This window comes from Dolichospermum lemmermannii CS-548 (assembly GCF_028330815.1).
Lineage (GTDB): Bacteria > Cyanobacteriota > Cyanobacteriia > Cyanobacteriales > Nostocaceae > Dolichospermum > Dolichospermum lemmermannii.
In genome coordinates, this window is the sequence record NZ_JAQMTJ010000215.1 from 19,158 (window position 1) to 39,744 (window position 20,587).

At 37.2% G+C, this 20,587-nt stretch carries 22 protein-coding genes; 9 read left to right on the forward strand and 13 right to left on the reverse strand.

Annotation, left to right across the window (positions count from 1 at the left end):
* Positions 1-27 precede the first annotated feature (27 nt).
* Entirely contained in the window at positions 28-630 is a 603-nt protein-coding gene (locus PN450_RS14045; RefSeq protein WP_271836698.1) for a Uma2 family endonuclease, read from the forward strand.
* Between the two features lie 162 nt (positions 631-792).
* On the opposite strand, the gene PN450_RS14050 is transcribed toward PN450_RS14045, so the two are convergent.
* On the reverse strand, positions 793-2,634 hold the full coding sequence (locus tag PN450_RS14050; protein ID WP_271836699.1) for a protein kinase domain-containing protein: 1,842 nt from the start codon (positions 2,632-2,634) through the stop codon (positions 793-795).
* Positions 2,635-2,800: 166 nt separating this feature from the next.
* Here PN450_RS14050 and PN450_RS14055 point away from each other — a divergent pair, with 166 nt between their 5' ends.
* Both PN450_RS14055 and PN450_RS14060 read left to right on the forward strand, forming a co-directional pair.
* Positions 2,801-3,295 (forward strand): hypothetical protein, encoded by a 495-nt coding sequence (locus PN450_RS14055; RefSeq protein ID WP_168695762.1) that lies wholly within the window; start codon positions 2,801-2,803, stop codon positions 3,293-3,295.
* A 245-nt stretch (positions 3,296-3,540) separates the two neighbouring features.
* The gene (locus tag PN450_RS14060) at positions 3,541-5,109 is read left to right on the forward strand and encodes a metallophosphoesterase family protein (protein WP_271836700.1); all 1,569 of its coding nucleotides are present in this window, start codon (positions 3,541-3,543) and stop codon (positions 5,107-5,109) included.
* A 73-nt stretch (positions 5,110-5,182) separates the two neighbouring features.
* Here the strand turns inward: PN450_RS14060 and PN450_RS14065 are convergent, their stop codons facing one another.
* The 6 genes from PN450_RS14065 to PN450_RS14090 all read right to left on the reverse strand — a co-directional run bounded on the left by PN450_RS14065 (position 5,183) and on the right by PN450_RS14090 (position 8,465).
* Positions 5,183-5,461 (reverse strand): hypothetical protein, encoded by a 279-nt coding sequence (locus tag PN450_RS14065; RefSeq protein WP_148761787.1) that lies wholly within the window; start codon positions 5,459-5,461, stop codon positions 5,183-5,185.
* 8 nt (positions 5,462-5,469) lie between these two features.
* The gene (locus PN450_RS14070) at positions 5,470-5,916 is read right to left on the reverse strand and encodes a VOC family protein (protein ID WP_148761789.1); all 447 of its coding nucleotides are present in this window, start codon (positions 5,914-5,916) and stop codon (positions 5,470-5,472) included.
* Positions 5,917-5,969: 53 nt separating this feature from the next.
* On the reverse strand, positions 5,970-6,563 hold the full coding sequence (locus PN450_RS14075) for a Uma2 family endonuclease (RefSeq protein ID WP_271836701.1): 594 nt from the start codon (positions 6,561-6,563) through the stop codon (positions 5,970-5,972).
* Positions 6,564-6,875: 312 nt separating this feature from the next.
* A complete protein-coding gene (locus PN450_RS14080) occupies positions 6,876-7,895 on the reverse strand; it encodes an aldo/keto reductase (RefSeq protein WP_271836702.1) in 1,020 nt (339 codons plus the stop codon).
* A 13-nt stretch (positions 7,896-7,908) separates the two neighbouring features.
* Positions 7,909-8,244 (reverse strand): cytochrome c6 PetJ, encoded by a 336-nt coding sequence (gene petJ, locus PN450_RS14085; RefSeq protein WP_213798636.1) that lies wholly within the window; start codon positions 8,242-8,244, stop codon positions 7,909-7,911.
* Positions 8,241-8,465 (reverse strand): hypothetical protein, encoded by a 225-nt coding sequence (locus PN450_RS14090; RefSeq protein WP_271836703.1) that lies wholly within the window; start codon positions 8,463-8,465, stop codon positions 8,241-8,243. The genes petJ and PN450_RS14090 overlap by 4 nt, the downstream gene beginning before the upstream one ends.
* Positions 8,466-8,674: 209 nt before the next feature.
* On the opposite strand from PN450_RS14090, the gene PN450_RS14095 reads away from it, so the two are divergent.
* Positions 8,675-9,451: a histidine kinase gene (locus tag PN450_RS14095; RefSeq protein ID WP_148761799.1), complete on the forward strand. Its 777-nt coding sequence runs from the start codon at positions 8,675-8,677 to the stop codon at positions 9,449-9,451.
* 65 nt (positions 9,452-9,516) lie between these two features.
* On the opposite strand, the gene PN450_RS14100 is transcribed toward PN450_RS14095, so the two are convergent.
* From PN450_RS14100 to PN450_RS14120, 5 genes are all read right to left on the reverse strand, one after another.
* Positions 9,517-9,708, reverse strand: coding sequence for a YqaE/Pmp3 family membrane protein (locus PN450_RS14100; protein ID WP_015078806.1), 192 nt, complete (start codon positions 9,706-9,708; stop codon positions 9,517-9,519).
* Positions 9,709-9,739: 31 nt separating this feature from the next.
* Complete coding sequence (locus tag PN450_RS14105; RefSeq protein WP_148761801.1) at positions 9,740-10,108, reverse strand: phage holin family protein; 369 nt, start codon at positions 10,106-10,108, stop codon at positions 9,740-9,742.
* A 407-nt stretch (positions 10,109-10,515) separates the two neighbouring features.
* Positions 10,516-11,367: a hypothetical protein gene (locus PN450_RS14110; protein ID WP_148761803.1), complete on the reverse strand. Its 852-nt coding sequence runs from the start codon at positions 11,365-11,367 to the stop codon at positions 10,516-10,518.
* A 5-nt stretch (positions 11,368-11,372) separates the two neighbouring features.
* Positions 11,373-11,540 carry a hypothetical protein gene (locus tag PN450_RS14115; protein WP_168204413.1) on the reverse strand — a complete coding sequence of 56 codons (168 nt, stop codon included), beginning with the start codon at positions 11,538-11,540 and terminating at the stop codon, positions 11,373-11,375.
* 137 nt (positions 11,541-11,677) lie between these two features.
* Positions 11,678-13,837, reverse strand: a complete 2,160-nt coding sequence (locus tag PN450_RS14120) for a Tex family protein (protein WP_271836704.1) — start codon at positions 13,835-13,837, stop codon at positions 11,678-11,680.
* 221 nt (positions 13,838-14,058) lie between these two features.
* On the opposite strand from PN450_RS14120, the gene PN450_RS14125 reads away from it, so the two are divergent.
* From PN450_RS14125 to PN450_RS14145, 5 genes are all read left to right on the forward strand, one after another.
* The gene (locus PN450_RS14125; RefSeq protein WP_039202163.1) at positions 14,059-14,271 is read left to right on the forward strand and encodes a hypothetical protein; all 213 of its coding nucleotides are present in this window, start codon (positions 14,059-14,061) and stop codon (positions 14,269-14,271) included.
* Between the two features lie 331 nt (positions 14,272-14,602).
* Positions 14,603-15,853 (forward strand): AAA family ATPase, encoded by a 1,251-nt coding sequence (locus PN450_RS14130; protein ID WP_271836705.1) that lies wholly within the window; start codon positions 14,603-14,605, stop codon positions 15,851-15,853.
* Positions 15,854-15,861: 8 nt separating this feature from the next.
* Positions 15,862-16,386 (forward strand): hypothetical protein, encoded by a 525-nt coding sequence (locus PN450_RS14135; protein WP_271836706.1) that lies wholly within the window; start codon positions 15,862-15,864, stop codon positions 16,384-16,386.
* A 145-nt stretch (positions 16,387-16,531) separates the two neighbouring features.
* Positions 16,532-18,004 (forward strand): TldD/PmbA family protein, encoded by a 1,473-nt coding sequence (locus PN450_RS14140; protein ID WP_271836707.1) that lies wholly within the window; start codon positions 16,532-16,534, stop codon positions 18,002-18,004.
* Positions 18,005-18,127: 123 nt separating this feature from the next.
* Positions 18,128-19,468, forward strand: a complete 1,341-nt coding sequence (locus PN450_RS14145; protein WP_271836708.1) for a TldD/PmbA family protein — start codon at positions 18,128-18,130, stop codon at positions 19,466-19,468.
* A 252-nt stretch (positions 19,469-19,720) separates the two neighbouring features.
* Here PN450_RS14145 and PN450_RS14150 read toward each other — a convergent pair whose 3' ends face one another.
* Entirely contained in the window at positions 19,721-20,410 is a 690-nt protein-coding gene (locus PN450_RS14150; RefSeq protein WP_271836709.1) for a hypothetical protein, read from the reverse strand.
* Positions 20,411-20,587: the final 177 nt, after the last annotated feature.

Consider the following 20,587-nt stretch of genomic DNA (forward strand, 5'->3'; position numbering starts at 1 on the left):
ACCTAACATGAGAAACAATCTAAAATTATGACCTATACCCCAGTAAAACCACTCACCTTTGAGCAATTTTTAATTGAATATGGGGATAATACCCGCTATGAACTAATTGACGGAGAACTCAGAGACACCGAATCAACAGGACCCCACGAAGAAGTTGCTGGAAATATTGCCGGGAGAATTTACACAGAGATTATTCATAATAAATTAAACTGGTTGATTCCCAAAAATTGCTTAATTAAACCCTTCGCTGGGTCAGCTACAGCACTCCGTCCAGATGTAATTGTCTTAGATAAAGCAAAACTTAATCAAGAACCACTGTGGCAAAAAGAACCAATAATTTGCAATGGTAATACCATTAAATTAGTTGCTGAAGTTGTGAGTACAAATTGGCAAGATGATTATGCCAGAAAAATAGAAGAATATGCCTTTTTGGAAATACCAGAATATTGGATAATAGACTTTCGGGCATTAGATGGAATTCAATTTATTGGCAACCCTAAACAACCGACATTAACAATTTGTCAATTAATTAATGGAGTCTATCAACAAGAAAAATATCGTTTAGAAGATAGGATAATTTCTCCTCTATGTCCAGATTTGAAACTTAAATTAGATGACATCATGCCATAAAATTGTAGCTTGTATTTGTAGGTTGGGTAGAAGAAAGTGTTCGCGGAGCGTGGCGAAGCCATAACCCAACAAACCCCAATACAAAAATGAAAATAAAATGTTGGGTTTCGTTCCTCAACCCAACCTACATAATAATAAAGACCACTATGGAAAACGGCATATTTAAACCCCACTTTTTGGTGTTGCTATGGGAGTTGGTTTATTTTCCTGGGGTAATACTTGTTTAGCGGCATTTTCAGCAGCTTGTTTAAACATTGGTTCTAACTTATCACGCCAATATTTAATATTCGGGAGCTTTTCAGGATGATCTCGATAAGCTAAAACTTCATCCCATTTACCATTATCAATAGCCTTATTAATATCCTTCGCTAAAGCCTCAGCTTTTGCCCAATCATTCTGCCATTGATTAACAGTATCCACCGTTTCTTTAATTCCAGAAATAGCATTTCCTGAAGTTGATTTTAGCAAAGAAATTGCTCCTTGTAAATCTCCTGATTCAAATTTTTCTCTAGCTTTTGCCACCGTTTTAGATTTATCTTCAGTAGCAGCCGGAGTTGGTTTGGGTGCAGAAGTTTCCACAGCAGGTTTTTGTGAAACTTGAGGAACAGGAAGGGATGCAATTAAAGAACTATCATCTACAATTTGAATAGCTAAACCTTTATCACGTCGGCAAGAAATCCATGTTTCATTATTAGAAATAATATCAGAATGCGCCCAAGCCAAGCGACCAGATGAAAGTTTAATTTCTACCCAGCCGCGATTTGTGCGCTTACCCGTCACCTCAAATTTACTAGCTGCACCCAAGGTCTTCAAAATATTATCAGAATTAATCGCACTAGGTTCAGAACGAATATTAGAATTAGCCGCAACTACAGCCAGACAATTATTTATTAATTTGGTCTTTTCTCCTGTCCAATTACCAGTTAAATTCTGTAAATTGGGATATATATTTGTAAATAAAGCCGCTACACCACCTACTAATAATATGCCAATTAATAAAGGTAAAGGATCAGGTTTATTAGATTCTTGAGGAATATATTGTTGTTGAGGGGCAGGTTGAGAAGGAACACGATTAGCGGGAGAAACCGCCATTGTTTTCTGTATAAATCTGGAAGCTAGGGGTGGTGGAGATTGATAAATAATTTGAGGAGATAGGGACGGTTGGGATAATTCTGGGGTGATATTCACCAAGTCTCGACAAGCTTGTAAGGCTTCCGTTGCTGTTTGATAGCGTTCTTTGAAATGATAACGCACCATCTTCGTTAAAATTGCGACTAACTCAGGATTAACAGGAATTAAATGCTGCCAGTTAATTTCCCCTGTATCTGGATCTTCTTGTAATTGACTAACTGGGACTCCCGTTAATGCTTGAATGACAATAATCCCCAAAGCGTAAATATCGCTATTAGGTCTAGGCTTACCTTGTCCCTGTTCTGTAGGCATATAGCCAGGCGTGCCAATAGCTACCGTAGCCGTTTGTTGTCCACCCACCACAACCAAAGGGGAGCGTAGTTGTTTAACTGCGCCAAAATCTACTAAAACTAATTTATAATCAGCCTCACGGCGAATAATATTATCTGGCTTAATATCGCGGTGAATCACACCTTCTTGGTGAACAAACTCTAAAATACTCAAAATTTCCAACAGCATTTGCATAACTTGGACTTCACTCCAAGGCTGTCCGGGAATGAGTTCTTCACTTAGAGTGTGGCCGTCAATAAATTCTTGGACTAAAAAGAATTCTTGATTTTCGTCAAAATAAGCTAAAAGCCTGGGTATTTGGTCATTGTTGCTCAGTTTCTCTAAAGTTTCTGCTTCGCTATTAAACAGGCGTTTAGCAGTAACAAAGATGTTAGGGTCAGAATTAGCCGGTTTCAGGTGTTTAACCACGCAGATGGGGTTGCCTGGCCGTCTGGTATCTTGGGCAATATAGGTTTGACCAAATCCCCCTGTCGCCAAGACGCGAATGACTTGGTAGCGATGATCTAGTAATTTGCCTATCATAATTTCCCTCCCCAGCTTTACAGCTTAAATTTTCCTGCTAGTAGTAAATATCTCCAAATTTCTCTTTCTGAAATCAGGTATCTTGAGAAAAGATTTAAATTAAAAGTATAGTTTTTTCATCGAACCAAATTGTTAATTTTACTATCAGTATCCTTATTTACTAGCTATGCCACCTAAGATAACTAATTCTACCTCATGGCAACAAGCTGAGATCTTGATGCAACCTGCTTTTATTCGCGTGATTGATAATCTTCGCAAGCAGTTGGATATATCTGACTGGAAAGGGACTTACCAGGATGTGTTGACTTGGCCTGCTAACACTACTGATGAAACTAAAGCCTTGGTAACTCAGTTGGTGCAAGAAATGGAAACCGCAACACCAATACAAGTAGAAGAAATTAGAAAAACTCTGGCTAGTTTGCCTATGCCCCACCCGGGATATCACTTGCTTTTACAACGTCACGGGGAACAAGTCAATATAGATTTATGGGATTTGTGTTATCAAGTATGTTTTCTGAATTATAGTCCAGAGAATACAGCGGTTGATATTGATACTAGCTTAATTGATGAATATGGCGATGTGGATTGGCAATATTTAGAAAATAAAACTCAGATATTGGTGGAACAGGTTTTCGCTAGTTTACCAATATTAGGCGATTAAAAATCGCAGCTACACAAACAAAGTCCGCCTACGCGGACTAACAGGACTCACGCAAAATATCTTTCAAACCCTCATTTCTCCGTGACCTCTGTGCCTCTGTGGTTCGTTATTCTTGTACCGTAATATAAGTCCTAACTAATTTAACCTTAAATCCTGGACATCTTGATAGCGTAGCGTGGCGTATGACTCCTACGTCGTCACGCAAGCTATAGCCATTTCTGACAAAATACTCATTAATATTTCCTATGAGATTGATTTCTGAACCACCAATTGCGGTCAAAATTCAAAAGATGAAACAACGGGTGCGGTGGCAGCATTCGAGTATTCTACAGCAGGGCATTGACCAAACCTGTATAGTGATAGATGATGGCAACTCAGACAGTCCAGAGTTTTCGTTTATGGTGATGGGTGATACTGGGACTAAATCCCATTCTGGACACCATCCCCAACGAGAAGTTGCCAAAATGATGTTAAATCATGGTGATGATTGCCGGTTTGTGCTGCACACTGGTGATGTGATTTATATGGTGGGTTCTCGTGAATATTACCCAGCCAATTTTATTGAACCTTATCGGGAATTTTTGGTGGGCGGTAATCAACCCCAAGATATCACTTATGATCAAATGGTATTTAAGTTGCCAATTTTACCAGTATTGGGGAATCATGATTACTATGATGTGCCTTTATTGTATCGGTTGCTGACTGGTCCAACTTTGCCTTTGCGGCGAATGTTTCGTTATAAAGATATTGAAATTGGTTGGCATGGATCAAATCAAGGTGATGCTTATGCTAGAGCATTTTTAGATTATTTGGCGGAAGTTTCTCCAGCGGAGTTAGAACAGCATTTAAAACAGCATTACACCGCTAAAACTGGTATGGGTCGGTGTTTGCGTTATCAACCGGGAAGTTTTACGCGTTTACCTAATCGCTATTATAATTTTTGTTACGGTGGGATTGACTTTTTTGCCTTAGATTCTAATACTTTCAATACTCCAGATCCTTTACCTCATAACCAAGCTGGGGATAATTTCCGTCGGGAATTAGAAACCCGTCGTCAGGAAATTGATCAAGAAGAACTACGGATGTTGACGGAGTTTGACAAGCTAAATCCCGAAAAACCTGATCAAGCGGAATTATTGGCGGAACTTGGTGCTAAATTAGACCAAATCAATGAAGTGAAAATTGATATTGAAAAGCAATTGGCATCTCACACCAATACTAATGTTGATTTTGAACAATTGGCGTGGTTAAGAGATAGATTAATTGCATCTTGGCATAATTCCGCAGTCAGGGGGCGGGTAATATTTTTACACCATCCACCTTATGTTACAGAAGGAAGTAAATGGAATCAAGGACAGACTTTAGCTGTCCGTCATCGTTTACGGGAGGTTTTCGATGAGGTGGCGAAAAGTTTAAGTAATCTCACTCAGGAACGCCCGGTAGTAGATATAGTATTTAGCGGACACGCCCATTGTTTAGAACATTTACGGACAGTTAATACAGGACACGCAGATTCTCATATTAATTATATTATTTCTGGTGGTAGTGGTCGCGGTCCTCGTCGTCAACGCCAAGAAGGGGGAGAATTAATGGAAACCTTTACCAGCAATAATGATCTTTCCATTCGCAAGGTTGCAGATTCGCTGTTGTATGTGGGACGGAGTGGTAGCGGTTTTGAGAGTAAAAAACCTTATTCTTGTGTGCGGGTGGATGTGTTGGAGGGTTTTCCGGCTAAGTTTATGATCACACCTTTAGTTACAGAGTTAATTGAGGGTAAATGGTGCGAACGTCAATTAAAACCTTTGATAATTTAATCTTTGTATTTGTAGTGATATCCTATGTGAAAAACCGCAGATTAATTCATTCCTGCGGTTATTAACGAAAACTCTAGGCTTGAGGAATCAAATTGGTGGTTTTATTCACATTATCCCAAACTATCCAGTTGATATTATTGGCTAAATCATCGGCTTGATTGGTAACTTTAAAATAGAATTTGTCACCGTTTTTAAACTGCACAGCAAAATCAGCATTTTGGGCAAAAACAACTATAAAACCCCTATCCCGTAAGCAATACATTGCCCAATTTTTTAAGGATTGTTTCTGGGGTTCGTGGGGAATTGGTGGATTAGCAATTACGTCTGCAATGACTTTTAAAATTTTTTCCATTTTTGGATTTAATCAGGATCACAACGAATTTCTATCATAAACCCATCGGGGTCATAAAAGTACACTCCTCTACCAGTAGGACGGGTAACAGGTCCATAAGCAATAACTAAATTATTTTCTGTAATTACTGCTAATGCTTGGTCAAATAATTCTGGATCAATATCAAAGGCTAAATGATATGCTCTGGTAAAGAACTTACTGGGATCTGGATTTGGTGGTAATAATTCTGGTTCTCCAAATAAGTCTATAATTGTGCCGTCGGGAGTGATGAAATTAGCTACTTTACCAGCATTGACAAGTTCTATTAATGTGGCAGGTACTTCATCCCCTGTGAGTTCGTGTAAGCCTAAAATATGACCATAAAAATGGCGAGAGGCTGCCATATTTTGGACGTTAAAAGCGATATGATGGACTTTGCGGAGGTAGCCGGTGGGAATGGTGTTTTGAGAAATCATATTTTTTATAACGAACCACTTCAGACACAGAGAACACAGAGATAAGAATAAGTCTATGGATTTAAAATTATCTGTAAATCGAGTATAAAGCCAGGTAAAATATCTTCACCAGAAAGTTTTGGTGGGTTGTCAAAATCAAAGTTTAAAACTTCTACATCTTTTCCGTAACGATAAATTTCTACCGAGGGTGTTTGTGGATCAATTAACCAACCTAAAAGCGCCCCATTATTTTGGTATTCTCGCATTTTAGTGCGTAATTTTTCTAAACTATCAGTTTCCGAGCGCAATTCAATCACAAAATCAGGACAAAGGGGGGGAAACCGTCTTTTTTCTTCTTTACTTAATGCCTCCCAACGTGCTAGCTTTACCCAAGCTGCATCAGGACAGCGATAAGCACCACTAGGTAATTTAAACTCTGTAGAAGAGTCAAATACTTTGCCTAATTTAGTTTGACGATTCCAAATACTTAAATCTGTAGTTATATCTGAGTTTCTAATTCCGCTTTCTCCACCTGTGGGGGGCATAATAATTAATTCTCCGGTTTGGGTAAGTTCTAATTGCCAAGGTTCGTTGGCAATGCAAAGTTGATAAAACTGCTCATCTGTTAAATTTACTGCGGGAGGTATGTTTAAGGTGAGGGTTTCCATAGATTTTGCTTAAAGAGGCTAGTTTTATTATCAGATAAAATTCATGAAAATTCAGAAAAATTTAGGTTAGGCGATCGCTAAAATTGACCCCAATGATATAGTACAATACCGATCCAATACTGCTCGGTTAGGCCTCGAAACGAAACCCAACGAAATCCTTGGTAATGTTGGGTTTCGCTGTCGCTCAACCCAACCTACATTTCCTTAACTATTTCTTCCTTTGCGTCTTTGCTTCTTTGCGTCTTTGCGCGAAACTTCAATAAAAATCATTGTAAAAATGGTGGGTTAAGCTGTAATTAACCCACCCTAAAACTACCTCCTATATTCATCCCCACAATCACCAATTAACTGATACAAATCCCGTGACTGTTGAGAAACTGCATCTATTTTCCCTATATCCTCAGCATCTAAATTAAAACCAAACACCTTAGCATTATCTGACAAATGTTCCACAATTCCTAATCTAGCACCGACAATTACACCCCCGACTGCTGGCTGATTTAAAATGTAATTTACAGCCACATTAGCAATACTAACTTGATGTTTATCAGCGATTTGTTTCAGAGTATATAGTAACTCTTGAAATAATCTCCAACCACCCCAATTAGCAATCATTTGTTTGTATTTTCTCAAGCTAGTGGTGTTGATTTCTGAGCTTTTTGGTTCTGGGTTACTCAAATATTTTTCTGATAATAAACCACCGCAAACACTACCATAGGCAAATATTTTGATATTATGATCTTGACAGAATTTAACCATATTTACTTGTGGTCTTCTGTCAACTAAGGAAAACTGGACTTGATTAGAAACAATCTTGATTCCTGCTTCGGTGATAATTTGCAAATGTTCCGTATCAAAATTAGTTAAAGCTAAATGTTTGATCTTACCCTCATCTTGCAATTCTGCCATATATTTGAGAGCATCTAAATAATTAGAATCTCCATATTCCCACCAATGGAACTGCATTAAATCTAATGATTTAACATCCATTCTTCTCAAAGAAATATTAATATTGTCCTCGACCAGTTTTTTTGTCATCTTCCCCGCACGAGGAACCCATTTTGTAAAAGCTTGAATATTATTTGCAGCTTCTTCTCCACGAGTTGCTATGAGTTGACGACGAAACTCACCAATAAAATCTTCTGCTGGTCCATAATGATCTGCTAAATCCCAGGTTGTAAAACCAGCATCTACATATTCAAACATGGACTCAATAGCAGTTGTGGGGTTAATGCGTCCATGTCCTCCCGAAACTTGCCACATTCCATTTAAAATCCGGCAAATTTTCAAGTCGGGAGTAAATTGTAAATAGCTTTCTTGAGGTAACATCATATTTTTTATATTGTTATTTCCAGTCTTTTTCTGCTTGTTCCAAAACATAAGCCGCAACTTTTTGAATTTCTTCTGTTGTCAATCTTTCTTTATAAGCTGACATATTATTTTTACCATTAGTAACAATGGTTGTAATCGCTGCTAAAGAATCCATTCCATATTTTTTAAGTGCATTCTTTTTGAGGTTTTTACCGCGTCTAATGATATTTTCTCCATGAATATGACAACCAGCACAGTGGAAACTAAAAATTTCCGCACCATTTCCTGTATCTAAAGCATTAGCAGGTAAGGTAAAATTGATAGTCCACAAGCAAAATGTGCATAATATCAATATTATTACTTTCTTCATAAAGCTTCAAAATCAGAAATGAAGCCGACAAACTTTGTACATTCTTCTTGGAAAGCTTCTGCTTCGCTAACATCTTCAATTTTATAAGACATGATGCGTTTTCCATCTGGCATTTTTTTAGAACCAATCAATTCAGCTTGGTAATTTCCTACCATTTTCTTAAATTCAACACCGTACACTTTCCAAGCTTCACCATCACAAGTGATATTTACCTGCCACATAATTAGAATCTAGTTATTGATCAACATTGATTATTTCATAAATTGGCAACATTTAACTAAAAAAATCAAAAATTCAGGGATATTGTGATTAATGTACTTTAAACTACCTGAAGATAGATATGATTTTATCTCTTTAGAGGGTGTTAATAGCAAAAATATCTCGCCATACTGAATGTAAGTGTTGTATGAGATTTGCATTTAATATGACCATGAATAAAAACGTTAAAGAACAAATTCAATTAGATTTACGCCAAGCTCAAGAAACAGGACAATTAAAATCTGAACGGATTCGGGAAATTGTGAAATCTGCTGTTTCTCAAGTAGGTTCTGAATTTCAAGAAGGTTCTCATGAATTGCGTAATTTAGTTAATGATGCTGTTTCTACCGTCGTTGATAATTTGCAAGAAAAAGGTAGTGAATTTAAAGAAGGAGTTGTAGCTTCAATTGAAGGCGCTATGGAAGCTATAAGTCTGAAAAAACACTCAGATATTGTCAAAACCCAAACCGAAATTAAGCAGCTACAAGCTCAATTAGATCGGGAAGAAGAAGAACTACAAGCAGAAATTGAAGGAATTTTAACCAAGATAGTCGAAACGAGTCAAGATAAATCAGCAGATACAAAAATTGCCATTGATTCAGCCATTGATTCGATCAAAGATAGTGAAGAAATCGGATTATTAAAGAAACGCTATGCACAATTACAAGCACAATCAGCAATTGTCAGAGCAAATTTATCTGCACGTTATAGTGGAAGTGATCAAGAGGTACAGGATTATTTAAATGAAGCAAAACAATGGTGTGATAAATCCCATCCCAAAGCCGAATCTATCACAGCACAAGTAAAAGAAAGTTACTCAGTTCTAGAAAAAAAATTGACAGACGCAGGTGCAGTTATAGCAAAGAAAGAACGTCAATTAAAACAAACTTTACGCGAGTTACTTTTAGCAACGGCTGATTTATTCAAAGATAAAGATATTCGTGCTTAAAGACTAACTATACTTTAGATCCCCGACTTCTCTAAGAAGTCGGGGATCTTGTTATTGTTACATACTTAATAAGTACCTTCCTCTCTATTCATATTTTCTTCATGCTTGACAATTACCCAAACTGCATGAATGCTACCAGGAAGCCAACCAAGCAAAGTCAGCAAAATGTTAATTAACAAAGTTGGACCAAATCCAACTGTGAGAAAAACTCCCAAGGGGGGTAAAAATAACCCGATAAGTATCCGTAATAAGTTCATGGATATTTCCTAGTTTTTAAATTGGGTTTACCTATTGATTATCTTGTAATTCAAAACCTTTTTCTGCGAAGTATTTACTGAGAAAGGTATTAGCTAAAGAAAGAACTACAGGACCGAGAATAAAAGCGATTAATCCTTGAACTTGAAAACCTGGAACTAAAACTGATGCTAACCAAAAGCAAATTCCGTTAACAATGAGGGAAAAACCCCCCAATGTCAGATATGTCAAAGGTAAAGACAAGATATTAATAGTTGGTTTAACTCCACTATTAATTAAACCAATCACAACCGCAGCAATTAAAGCTGCGGGGAAATTAGCAATATCTACACCAGGAACAACTAAATCAACAATCAGCAAACTCAAAGCTGTAGCGAGTGCGATGAAAAAATATGACAGCATTTTTTACCTCAGTAACAGCAATATCTGTGCTGATTACTATTTTCAAAGATAGATTCATGTTTGACATCTTTTCTTGGGTATAATTCTTATCTATCTGAGGTTAGATTAAATAACAAATTTTCAGTAAGATCCCCGCCTTCTCTAAGAAATTATTGTATAACCAAAAAACTTGTATTGCATCCGAACGATAACCGCTATAATTATTTATATTCTCTGTAAATTTAATTGAGAATAGGCACTATTGTTAAAACTGAAATCTAGCCTTCTATTTGCTACACCATCTTACAAAATTCTTCTAGCTTTAATTTTACCTGATGGCGTATCTAAATGCCAAGCTGTATAAATAACTCTTCCTTCACTACTTGCTTGCAACAAATCCTTACCTAATTGATGACGATCTTCTAAACCTAGTTTATTTTTTCCATATATTTGGCTTGCTTTTCAACATAAGAAGATAAACTTTGAGATTTAGAAAGTTGAGAACTATCTGTTTTGCATTCAAACACCAAATAGGTTGCACTACTACGTTTTAACTGCTCCCAATTTTCTATATCCTTACGGCTGATAACCATAAGAACGGAGTCTACTGAATAAGGATCTCCACCACTAAAGAGACGACTAGCAATAGCATATTTAGTAGATGGATTTTTTGCTAAAAATTCTTTTGCTGTCTGATAGGCCAGTTCTTCCGTAGTAGTTTCTACTGGTAAACCTGTTTGTCCTTCTAAAAACCAACAACTATCTATAATTTCAGGTAAAAAAGCATGACAAAGACTTTCGCCAATTTTGCCTTTAGCAATCTTGATGCCTTGAGCAATACTGCGTGTCTTAAATATTTGAAACTTGTCTTGTGCTGACATTAATGTTTTCAGCAGTGTTCCAAAGTCTGGATCTAACTGTGTTTCATAAATAGAATTGACAGCAGGAAAATTAAACTTCGCTCCAGAAGATACGGGTACAGAATTTGAGTTTACACTGGAAGTATTGCTAGATATGTTAGTAATATTCCCAGTACGTGAGTGATAATGCTGTATAGTAGCATTTCCCCATTGACGATTAATGTCCATCAAACAATCACCTGTATGGCTTAATTGTCCTTCTAGTTCTTCACATAAATTTTGAAGTTGTCGAAAGAAATAAGATAACTCATCTTCTGGGCAATCTTGAATTTCATTACAGAGGCGATAAAAATATTCCGTTGTTTCTAAACAACGATTCAAATGCCTCCGAAATTGTTCAATATCATCTTTCAGGGTCATGTACTTTAACCCCACCGATTACTAATGTCGTCTAGTAATTCAGTTGTAGATTTAAGTTGTTTGTGGTTTTCTTCCAAGCCTTCCATAAGTTCAGCAAATTTTCTGCTCAGAAGTGCCGCCTCAGTTTGGGGGACTGTGCGGGAAGAATTACTAACTTCCTCTAGTTGTTCCACAAGGACAGGTGAAAATTTGGTGATTGGTGATAAAATCTCTGGTTTTCATCCTGTTCATCCTTTAATCCTGGATATACTGTTCGCGTAGTTTGGAGTTAGCCACTTCTGACAATTTACCTAATTAGCAACTTACGTTATTATTGTTTGATTCCTTTCATTGATAAGCTTATGCGTTTGAGTTTTTCGTTGATTTCTAAAACTTGTACTTTAACGACTTGTCCAACTTTGACGATTTTTTTGGGATCATCTACAAATTTATCAGCAAGTTGGGAAATATGCACTAAGCCATCTTGATGAACTCCAATATCAACGAAAGCACCGAAGTTAGCAACGTTGGTAATGATTCCTTCTAGTTGCATTCCGACGGTTAGATCTTTAATTTCTTTGATTCCTTCTTTAAAGGTAGCATATTTAAATTCCGCACGAGGATCTCTGCCTGGTTTTTCTAATTCGCTGAGAATGTCGCGCAGGGTTGGTTCTCCAATGGTTTCGGTAACGTATTTTTTGATGTTGGCTTTTTTGAGGTTTTCTGCAACTTGTGTCACTTGATTTAAGGATACTCCTAAATCAGCCGCGATAGATTGTACCAAAGAGTAACTTTCTGGATGAACTGCGGTATTATCTAAGGGGTTTTCACCACCACGAATTCTTAAAAACCCTGCTGCTTGTTCAAAGGCTTTTGGTCCTAATTTCGCTACTTTCAAAAGTTGACGACGATTTTTAAATGCACCATTTTCGTTACGATAGGCAATAATATTATTAGCTATGGTGGGGGTAATTCCCGAAACAAAGGTGAGAAGTTCTTTAGAAGCTGTATTTAAGTCTACACCCACATAATTAACGCAACTTTCGACGGTTTCATCTAATTTCTTTTTCAGTAATTTTTGATCAACGTCATGTTGATATTGTCCGACACCAATTGATTTAGGATCTATTTTAACTAGTTCTGCTAAAGGATCTTGTAATCTTCTCCCAATACTAATTGCACCCCGCACGGTAATATCTAAATCGGGAAATTCTTCTCTAGCTACGTCGCTGGCAGAATATATAGATGCACCAGATTCATTTACCATAACTTTAACTGGTTTATGGGCTATATTTGGTAATATTTCGGCCACAAATTCTTCTGTTTCCCGTGACGCTGTACCGTTACCAATAGCAATTAATTGAACTTGGTATTTTTCAATTAGTTTCTTAATAGTTTGGGCGGCTTTTTGGCGTTGTTCTGCTGCTTGGTGGGGAAAGACAGCTTGATATTCTAAAAATTGCCCAGTTTCATCTAATATAGCGACTTTACACCCGGTTCTAAAACCTGGATCTATAGCCATTGTTGGTTTCATTCCTGCTGGTGCGGATAATAGCAATTCTCGTAAATTGGTTTCAAAAGTTTTGATTGATTCTATGTCAGCAAAGGTTTTTTTCTCGTTTGTTACTTCGCTAATTAAGGAAGTTTTCATCAAGCGGTTAAAACTATCTTTTAACATGACTTGATAAAAATCTCGAATATTGCGAACTTGAGTTTTTATTTCTTGAGATTCTAAATAACCCAGCACAAAATCTTCATCATAAGCAACTTCAAAACTGAGAATTTTTTCATCTTCTCCTCGACATAAGGCCAACAGATTATGAGGGGCAATATTTTTGACTCTAATCTGATAATTTCGGTACATTTCAAATTTAGTTGTCCCTTGAGGATGTTCGTCTTTAATCCGAGAAATAAACACCCCATTTTCTAACAGATAATCGCGGATATATGCGCGTGATTCTGCTTTTTCTGCTACTTCTTCAGCTAAAATATCAGACGCACCTTTTAAAGCTTCATCTGCGCTTTTTACTCCCAAGGTTTCCGAAATATACTTTGCTGATTCTGCCTCTAAAGATGCGGAAATACCATTTTTAACATTTAGGGATTTAATAAATGTAGCCAGTGCTTCTAGCCCTTTTTCTCTGGCAATGGTAGCGCGTGTCCGACGTTTAGGACGATAGGGTAAATATAAATCTTCCAGTTCGGTTTTTTGGAGACAGGATGCTATTTTTGCTTGTAGTTCTGGGGTAAGTTTATCTTGTTGAGCGATCGCATTCACAATTACTTTTTTTCTTTCTTCTAATTCCGTTAAGTAATTATGCCTATCTTGTAAATCCCGTAATTGCACTTCATCCATTTCATCAGTGCGTTCTTTACGGTAACGCGCAATAAAGGGAATTGTTGCCCCTTCTGCTAAGAGTTCTAGCGCATTTTGTACTTGGTGGGGTTTAAGTTTTAGTTCAGTTGCGAGGAGTTGGGAAATGTTCAACATTGGATATTTAAATTGAAAGTGTTAAGTTGATTCCAGCACGAATAGATAGTGTTAACTTAATTTAGCAAATAATGGCATCATTTGAGAATAGCTAATTTCATCACTTGAGAATAAATTTGTTGCCATTTTGTCTTACTTAAGTATAATGTTAATAACGTTCTTGAAGAAGGTTAAAATCTACTGGTATTAAACAGTAGCTCGTAGTTTGGAGATTAGTGAAAATGCCTTTATTTTTCTTAATAACATTAGTTACAGGTGTAATGACTGGCTATCTCTTCCAAAGAAATGATGATGAAATCACCAATATTGCAGGTGTGTTCACAGCCGTCATTTTTATTGTAAGTTTAGTGTTATCACCTTGGCAAATTCAGTTTGGTATGTTAATGTTTGTGGTCATTGTCAGTAACAAATTACTGAATAAAAATTGGTTTTAAACCAATTTTCCCAATATTTAGAAATAAAATACAGTCAAGTCGGCAATTATCCACCCTCAATAAAATAATCATTGAGGGGAAAGAGGGTGTTGATAGTTGGATAAAAGATAGAATAGTCTCAAGGATAAAAAAGGATATTACCCCCTCACCATATCTTACGAGTTTTAACCCTTTTTGGTATAATTAAGGCTTGTCAAGCTCTCTCTTATTGCGCCTTTTTACTACCTTAACATCAAAAATGACGATATCAACCAGCAAGACTGATGTAGAATAAAGAAAATTTGATTTATATTACAAGTATTAAGTAAATAAAATATATGTAGTTTTGATTATGCTGAAAAAACTCATTCTCGAAAATTGGAAAAGTTTCCGTTATGCTGAACTTCCACTTGATCCTTTAACTGTGCTTATTGGAACTAATGCAAGTGGTAAGTCTAATGTGGTTGAAGCTTTGGAATTTTTGCAAAGAACATTTATAAGAAAGGATATTAGACCAGCGTTGGTGGGTGATTCCACTCTTCCTTCAATTAGAGGTGGTTTAGAAGGGGCTGCACTTAAACCAAATAAAGAATTCACATTAAAGATTATTGCTGGAGGTAATAATCTTAATATTGATTTTATTTATACTATTACAGTACAAACAAAACCATCTCTTAAAGTTGTACAAGAATTAATGGAACACCAGGAATTACAAAATGATTACGGGTTAGAAAATAGCAAAATTATAGACGTTTTAAGAACTAAATATTTAAATAAAGGTGAGTGCATTATAGAAAATATGTTGGGAAAAAATATTGGTAGTAATAATTCTTTTCTTACTCTACCACAATTTACAGATATTAACATGGTTTGGAGTCATATTCATATGCGTAATGATTCTGAGGAATCACTTGAATATTTTTTTGATTCTCTATACAATATTTTTGTCATCAATCCTCTTCCTGATAGAATGCGAAATTATTCACAGTTATCTGAATATATTGAAAGTGATGGTTCAAACATTGCTGGGGTATTAGCAGCATTACCAAAAAAACAAAAAACAGAAATAGAATTAACTATATCAAGGTATCTGAAAGAATTACCAGAAGGTGATATTAAAAAAGTATGGGCAGAAAAAGTAGGAAGATTTAAAACTGATGCTATGCTTTACTGTCAAGAAGAATGGAAACCAGGAGAAATAACAGAAATTGATGCTAGAAGTATGTCAGATGGAACATTACGCTTTCTAGCTATTCTCACAGCATTATTAACCCGTCCTGAAGGTAGTCAAATTGTCATCGAAGAAATAGATAATAGTTTACATCCTTCCCGTGCAGCATTATTGGTGAAAATATTAAAAGAAATTGGCAGTAAACGCAATATTGACATTTTACTTACTACCCATAACCCAGCTTTACTAGATGCTTTTGGTTCGGAAATAGTTCCTTTTGTAGTTGTCGCACATCGAGATTCAGAAACAGGAGAAAGTAAACTTACCCTTTTAGAAGATATTGACAACTTCCCCAAATTGTTTGCATCCTATTCCTTGGGACAAATGACAACAAAAGGCGCAATTGAACGCAGCCTTTCTCATGGGGAATAATTAAAAATATGAGAAAAGTTTTATTAATAGATACATCTTTATTGTGTGTTTGGTTAAAAGTTCCAGGTAAAGAAACTGCTGGTAATAATAAATGGGATTTTGAACTTGTTAATGAGAAAATTCTCACAGAAATTGCAAAAGGAACAACCTTGGTACTTCCATTAGCCACAGTTATAGAAACAGGTAATCATATTGCCCAAGCTAAAACTACAAATTCAGATAGTAAAAGAATAACATCAGAAAAATTTGCCCAAATCATGATTTATGCTGCTGATGAAACAAGTCCTTGGGCTGCTTTTAGTGAACAAATTGTACTATGGGAAGCAGAAAGATTGAAAAATTTAGCCGAAAAATTTCCTAATCAAGCTGTAGAAAAAACTTCTATGGGAGATGCGAGTATTGTAGTCTTGGGTTGGTATTACTATCACGAAAAAGGTTTTCATGTAGAATTTTTGACAGACGATAATGGTTTAAAATCTCAAGAACCACCACAGCCTCACCCACCGACACGCCGCAGTAGTCGCGGAAAATAATGAGAGTATTAAATAAATTTATCTGCAAATGGCGGAAAACCCCACAGCCTAACTGCCAACAACGACTTTCATAGATTTGTTAGACTGAACACACCAGGATTATTTCAGTTACATCTATAGATAACGCCAGCAGACGAGGCACTTCATGCTTACAAACACCCTACTTCTCTCAAATCAACTTCCCAGTTTACAATATTCATCCACCACAGAACGCTTCGATGACACTTGGGAAGCCCCTCTGGCAACCCTTTTAGGACTAGGACGCGCCGCCGGTGCTGATTTTGTGGAATACTTCTTAGAACGTCGCAACTACATCAGTTGTTTAGCCGAAGAAGACACCATTACCAGCATTTCCCCCAGTTTAGCTACCGGTGCAGGAGTGCGAGTATTTCGTGGCAAAGCTGACTGCTACGTTAGCACCAATAACCTCACATTTGCCGGTTTAAAAGCTGCTTTAGAAAAAGCTCTTTCCATCTTAGGCTTACAACTACCCGGACCGAGTGCCTTCATTCCCGAAATCAACCTAGAACTACTCAGAGACTACGCCAGCAAACGCGGTAAAGATGGTTGGCTACCCTTATGTAGTTCTATCAGCGAAATGGGAGAAGTCCTCCTTGATGGTACAGCCCAACTTAATAAAAAAGCTACCCACGTCCAATCCCGTCGCGCTTCCTACTTCCGTGATTGGCAAGAAGTATTAGTTGCTGGTAGTGATGGAACATTTGCCCGTGATATCCGCCTCACTCAGTCTGTCGGATTCAACCTGCTTTGTGCTGACGGTGCTAACCGCTCCTCCATTGGTGAACGGGCAGGTAACACCAGTGACGCTAACTTCCTGAGAACCTGGGATTATCAAAAAGCCTCCGAACAAATCGCCGAATCTGCTGGTAAAATGCTTTACGCAGATTACGTAGAATCAGGAACTTACCCCATTATCATGGCCAATCACTTTGGCGGTGTAATTTTCCATGAAGCTTGTGGACACCTTTTAGAAACCACCCAAATTGAACGCAAAACCACACCATTTGCCGACAAAAAAGGTGAAAAAATCGCCCATGAAAGCTTAACAGCTTGGGACGAAGGCCGCGCTGATAACGCCTTCGGGACAATTGATATGGACGACGAAGGAATGCCCGCCCAAAGAACATTATTAATTGAAAAAGGCATCCTCAAAAACTTCCTCGCTGATAGAACCGGTTCAGTGCGGACAGGACACCCCAGAACAGGCAGTGGCCGCCGTCAAAATTACACTTTTGCAGCCGCTAGTCGGATGCGAAATACCTATATTGATTGTGGAGAACACACAACAGAAGACCTATTTGCCTCCGTTGATAAAGGTATTTACTGTAAGAAAATGGGTGGCGGAAGTGTGGGCGCAACAGGTCAATTTAACTTTAGCGTTGATGAAGCTTACCTAATAGAAAATGGCAAAATTACCAAACCATTAAAAGGTGCTACTTTAATCGGTGAAGCCAAGGAAATCATGAATAAAATTTCCCTATGTTCCCAAGATTTAGAACTAGCTCCCGGCTTTTGTGGCTCAGTCAGCGGCAGCATTTATACCACAGTTGGACAACCCCACATTAAGGTTGACTCTATTACCGTTGGTGGCAGATAAAAATCATCAGATGAAAAACAGATAAACCATCCAGATTATCTGTTCTCATCATTAATTCTTTTCTTCCTTTGCGCCTTTGCTCCTTTGTACCTTTGCGCGAAACTTTCATCTTAAAATGTAATCATGTCTAACATTCAAGAAATCGCAACCTACGCCCAAGAAAATGCTGCCAAACTGGGCATTAAAAAATTCGATATTTACGGTTCAACTGTAGATGATACTAGCGTTCAAGTTGACCAAGGTGAACCCAAACAAGTCAAAGCTTCCAATCGTTCTGGAGTAACAGTTCGAGTTTGGAATGAAGAAAATACAATGGGTGTTACCAGCACCACAGATGTAGATCCTCAAGGATTAGAATTGGCTTTAAAAACTGCTTACGAAGCGAGCTTTTTTGGAGTTAAAGAAAACGTTCCTGATTTTAGTCCAGAAGCAACTATTCCTATTCCTAATACACATCAAAAGAAAGCCCTACAAGCACCTGTTTCTGAACTAATAGAAAAACTATTAGTAGCAGAAAAAGAATTAATGGCAAAACATCCTGCGATTACAAGTGTGCCTTATAATGGTTTAGCACAAAGAGATATTGACAGATTTTATCTCAATAGTGATGGTGCTGTGAGAACTGAATCTCATTCTTTAGCTTCTATTTATTTGTACAGCAAAACTGAAGAGGAAAATAAAAAACCCCGCAGTGCTGGTGCTTATCGAGTTAAGGAAAGTGTAGCCGATTTAGATATTGCTGGTTGTATTCAGGAAACTGCTGATAAAACTATCAGTCATTTGCATTATGAAAAAATCAAAACTGGTAAATATCAAGTAGTTTTCTCTGCTGAAGCTTTTTTAAGTTTGTTGGGGGCTTTTTCCAATTTATTTAACGCCCAAAGTATTCTGGATAATCAAAGTTTATCAAAAACTGATGATATCGGTAAAGAACTGGCTTCACCTTTACTGTCAGTTTATGATGATGCTTTACACCCCGCTAATATTGGGGCTGAAAGTTTTGATGGTGAAGGGACTCCCACCCGGCAAATTAAGTTAATAGAAAAGGGCATTTTAACTAGCTTTTTGCATAGTGCGGGAACTGCAAAACGGTTAAATGCTCAACCTACAGGTAATGCTAGTATTGGCGCAAAAGTAAGCGTTAGTCCCAATTTTTATCACGTTTTTGCAGCAGGAACTCCAGAGAAAGAATTGAGTTTGGAAACTGCGGAAAATGTGATTTTAATTGATGATTTACAAGCTCTTCATGCGGGTGTTAAGGCTTTACAAGGTTCTTTTTCTTTACCTTTTGATGGTTGGTTAATTAATAAGGGTGAAAAAACCAGTATTGAGTCGGCAACTGTAGCTGGTGATTTCTTAGAACTTTTGAAATCAATTGTTTATGTAGAAAAAGAAGTTGAGTTAACACCAGGAGGAGTTGCACCGAGAGTTTGGGTGAGTGAACTTTCTATTACTGGAGATTAATATCTTTTTTTACTCTGTGCGTCTGTGGTTTAAGGTTAATTTATCGAACCACAGAGGCACAGAGGACACGGAGGAATGAGATTAAGGAGAAATTTTTTCACCGTTGCTTAATTTAGCGGCAGTTTTAGGGGAACTGTTCGTTAATCAAGTTAATAATTCGCTTAATTCCTTGTGTAATTAGAAAGTGAATCTATTCAAAATATTGAAATTTCTCAAAAACTTTGACAAAAGCTTTGGTATCATGGCCTCAAATTAATCAATTTGAGGCTTTTTATTGACATCGAACTTAGTCCAGGTTCTATCAATTTGCAGGTCTTGTTCTAGTTGCAATGCTTCATTTAATACTGCATTGGTGAAGTTTATACTTTTCAAGTAAGTTTGGCAAGCTGCCACTGGTACTGTCAAGACATCACTCCAGGCTTGTTCTGCTTTGTGAAAATCTTGAATCTTTAAGCTATTTGCAGAAGATAAGCTACTATTTATTAAACCTAATTCCTGGATTTCTGATATTACTGATGGTTCTTTACCTAACCCATAATGATAGTCTCTAACGGTCAGGAGACAGTCATAAATCTGGCGCGATAGTCTGTTACCAACTGGCTGTAGCAAGTTACAAGCTAACCCTGGGATAATGTGCCATGTTTCAGCTAATAAATCTTTTTCTAGTCCAGATATTTTCGCAGGAATTAGCAAATCTACATCACTGAGAAAATCTGTTTCTCCTGATAGCAACATGACAGAAAAAATTAGCCACTCCTCGTTTGTATCTAGAATTGCTTCAGGTTCTTTGACAATCATTACATAGCGCGGTGGTGAGTTGCCTGCCAAAAAACTTTGTGCTGAGGAAGAGTAAAAAGTCTCTTGTTCTTGACTTGAGAATTTTAGAGGACTTCTTACTAAGCGACTCACTTCCCAAATTTCTCCAGGTTGTGGGATTGGCATATTAGACGCTTGCCTGTTTAAAAATGTGGATTTACTCAAGTTTACACGCATATATTTAGTTTCCCGACAAAAATTAACGACGAGCCGGGATTCTGGGTGTAGTCGCATCCAATCCCATATATTATGTAACGTTCGGACGCTTCTAAATATCAGGATTTACTCTCATTTCAATCAATT

Excerpts from the sequence above, each read along its gene's own strand:
- PN450_RS14095 (WP_148761799.1), top strand. The coding sequence starts at position 8,675 with ATGAATAAAAACGTTAAAGAACAAATTCAATTAGATTTACGCCAAGCT.
- PN450_RS14145 (WP_271836708.1), top strand. The coding sequence starts at position 18,128 with ATGTCTAACATTCAAGAAATCGCAACCTACGCCCAAGAAAATGCTGCC.
- PN450_RS14060 (WP_271836700.1), top strand. The coding sequence starts at position 3,541 with ATGAGATTGATTTCTGAACCACCAATTGCGGTCAAAATTCAAAAGATG.
- PN450_RS14075 (WP_271836701.1), bottom strand. The coding sequence starts at position 6,563 with ATGGAAACCCTCACCTTAAACATACCTCCCGCAGTAAATTTAACAGAT.
- PN450_RS14110 (WP_148761803.1), bottom strand. The coding sequence starts at position 11,367 with ATGACCCTGAAAGATGATATTGAACAATTTCGGAGGCATTTGAATCGT.
- PN450_RS14150 (WP_271836709.1), bottom strand. The coding sequence starts at position 20,410 with ATGCCAATCCCACAACCTGGAGAAATTTGGGAAGTGAGTCGCTTAGTA.
- PN450_RS14050 (WP_271836699.1), bottom strand. The coding sequence starts at position 2,634 with ATGATAGGCAAATTACTAGATCATCGCTACCAAGTCATTCGCGTCTTG.
- PN450_RS14055 (WP_168695762.1), top strand. The coding sequence starts at position 2,801 with ATGCCACCTAAGATAACTAATTCTACCTCATGGCAACAAGCTGAGATC.
- PN450_RS14120 (WP_271836704.1), bottom strand. The coding sequence starts at position 13,837 with ATGTTGAACATTTCCCAACTCCTCGCAACTGAACTAAAACTTAAACCC.
- PN450_RS14130 (WP_271836705.1), top strand. The coding sequence starts at position 14,603 with ATGCTGAAAAAACTCATTCTCGAAAATTGGAAAAGTTTCCGTTATGCT.
- petJ (WP_213798636.1), bottom strand. The coding sequence starts at position 8,244 with ATGAAGAAAGTAATAATATTGATATTATGCACATTTTGCTTGTGGACT.
- PN450_RS14065 (WP_148761787.1), bottom strand. The coding sequence starts at position 5,461 with ATGGAAAAAATTTTAAAAGTCATTGCAGACGTAATTGCTAATCCACCA.
- PN450_RS14080 (WP_271836702.1), bottom strand. The coding sequence starts at position 7,895 with ATGATGTTACCTCAAGAAAGCTATTTACAATTTACTCCCGACTTGAAA.
- PN450_RS14140 (WP_271836707.1), top strand. The coding sequence starts at position 16,532 with ATGCTTACAAACACCCTACTTCTCTCAAATCAACTTCCCAGTTTACAA.
- PN450_RS14070 (WP_148761789.1), bottom strand. The coding sequence starts at position 5,916 with ATGATTTCTCAAAACACCATTCCCACCGGCTACCTCCGCAAAGTCCAT.
- PN450_RS14105 (WP_148761801.1), bottom strand. The coding sequence starts at position 10,108 with ATGCTGTCATATTTTTTCATCGCACTCGCTACAGCTTTGAGTTTGCTG.
- PN450_RS14135 (WP_271836706.1), top strand. The coding sequence starts at position 15,862 with ATGAGAAAAGTTTTATTAATAGATACATCTTTATTGTGTGTTTGGTTA.
- PN450_RS14125 (WP_039202163.1), top strand. The coding sequence starts at position 14,059 with ATGCCTTTATTTTTCTTAATAACATTAGTTACAGGTGTAATGACTGGC.
- PN450_RS14045 (WP_271836698.1), top strand. The coding sequence starts at position 28 with ATGACCTATACCCCAGTAAAACCACTCACCTTTGAGCAATTTTTAATT.
- PN450_RS14100 (WP_015078806.1), bottom strand. The coding sequence starts at position 9,708 with ATGAACTTATTACGGATACTTATCGGGTTATTTTTACCCCCCTTGGGA.
- PN450_RS14090 (WP_271836703.1), bottom strand. The coding sequence starts at position 8,465 with ATGTGGCAGGTAAATATCACTTGTGATGGTGAAGCTTGGAAAGTGTAC.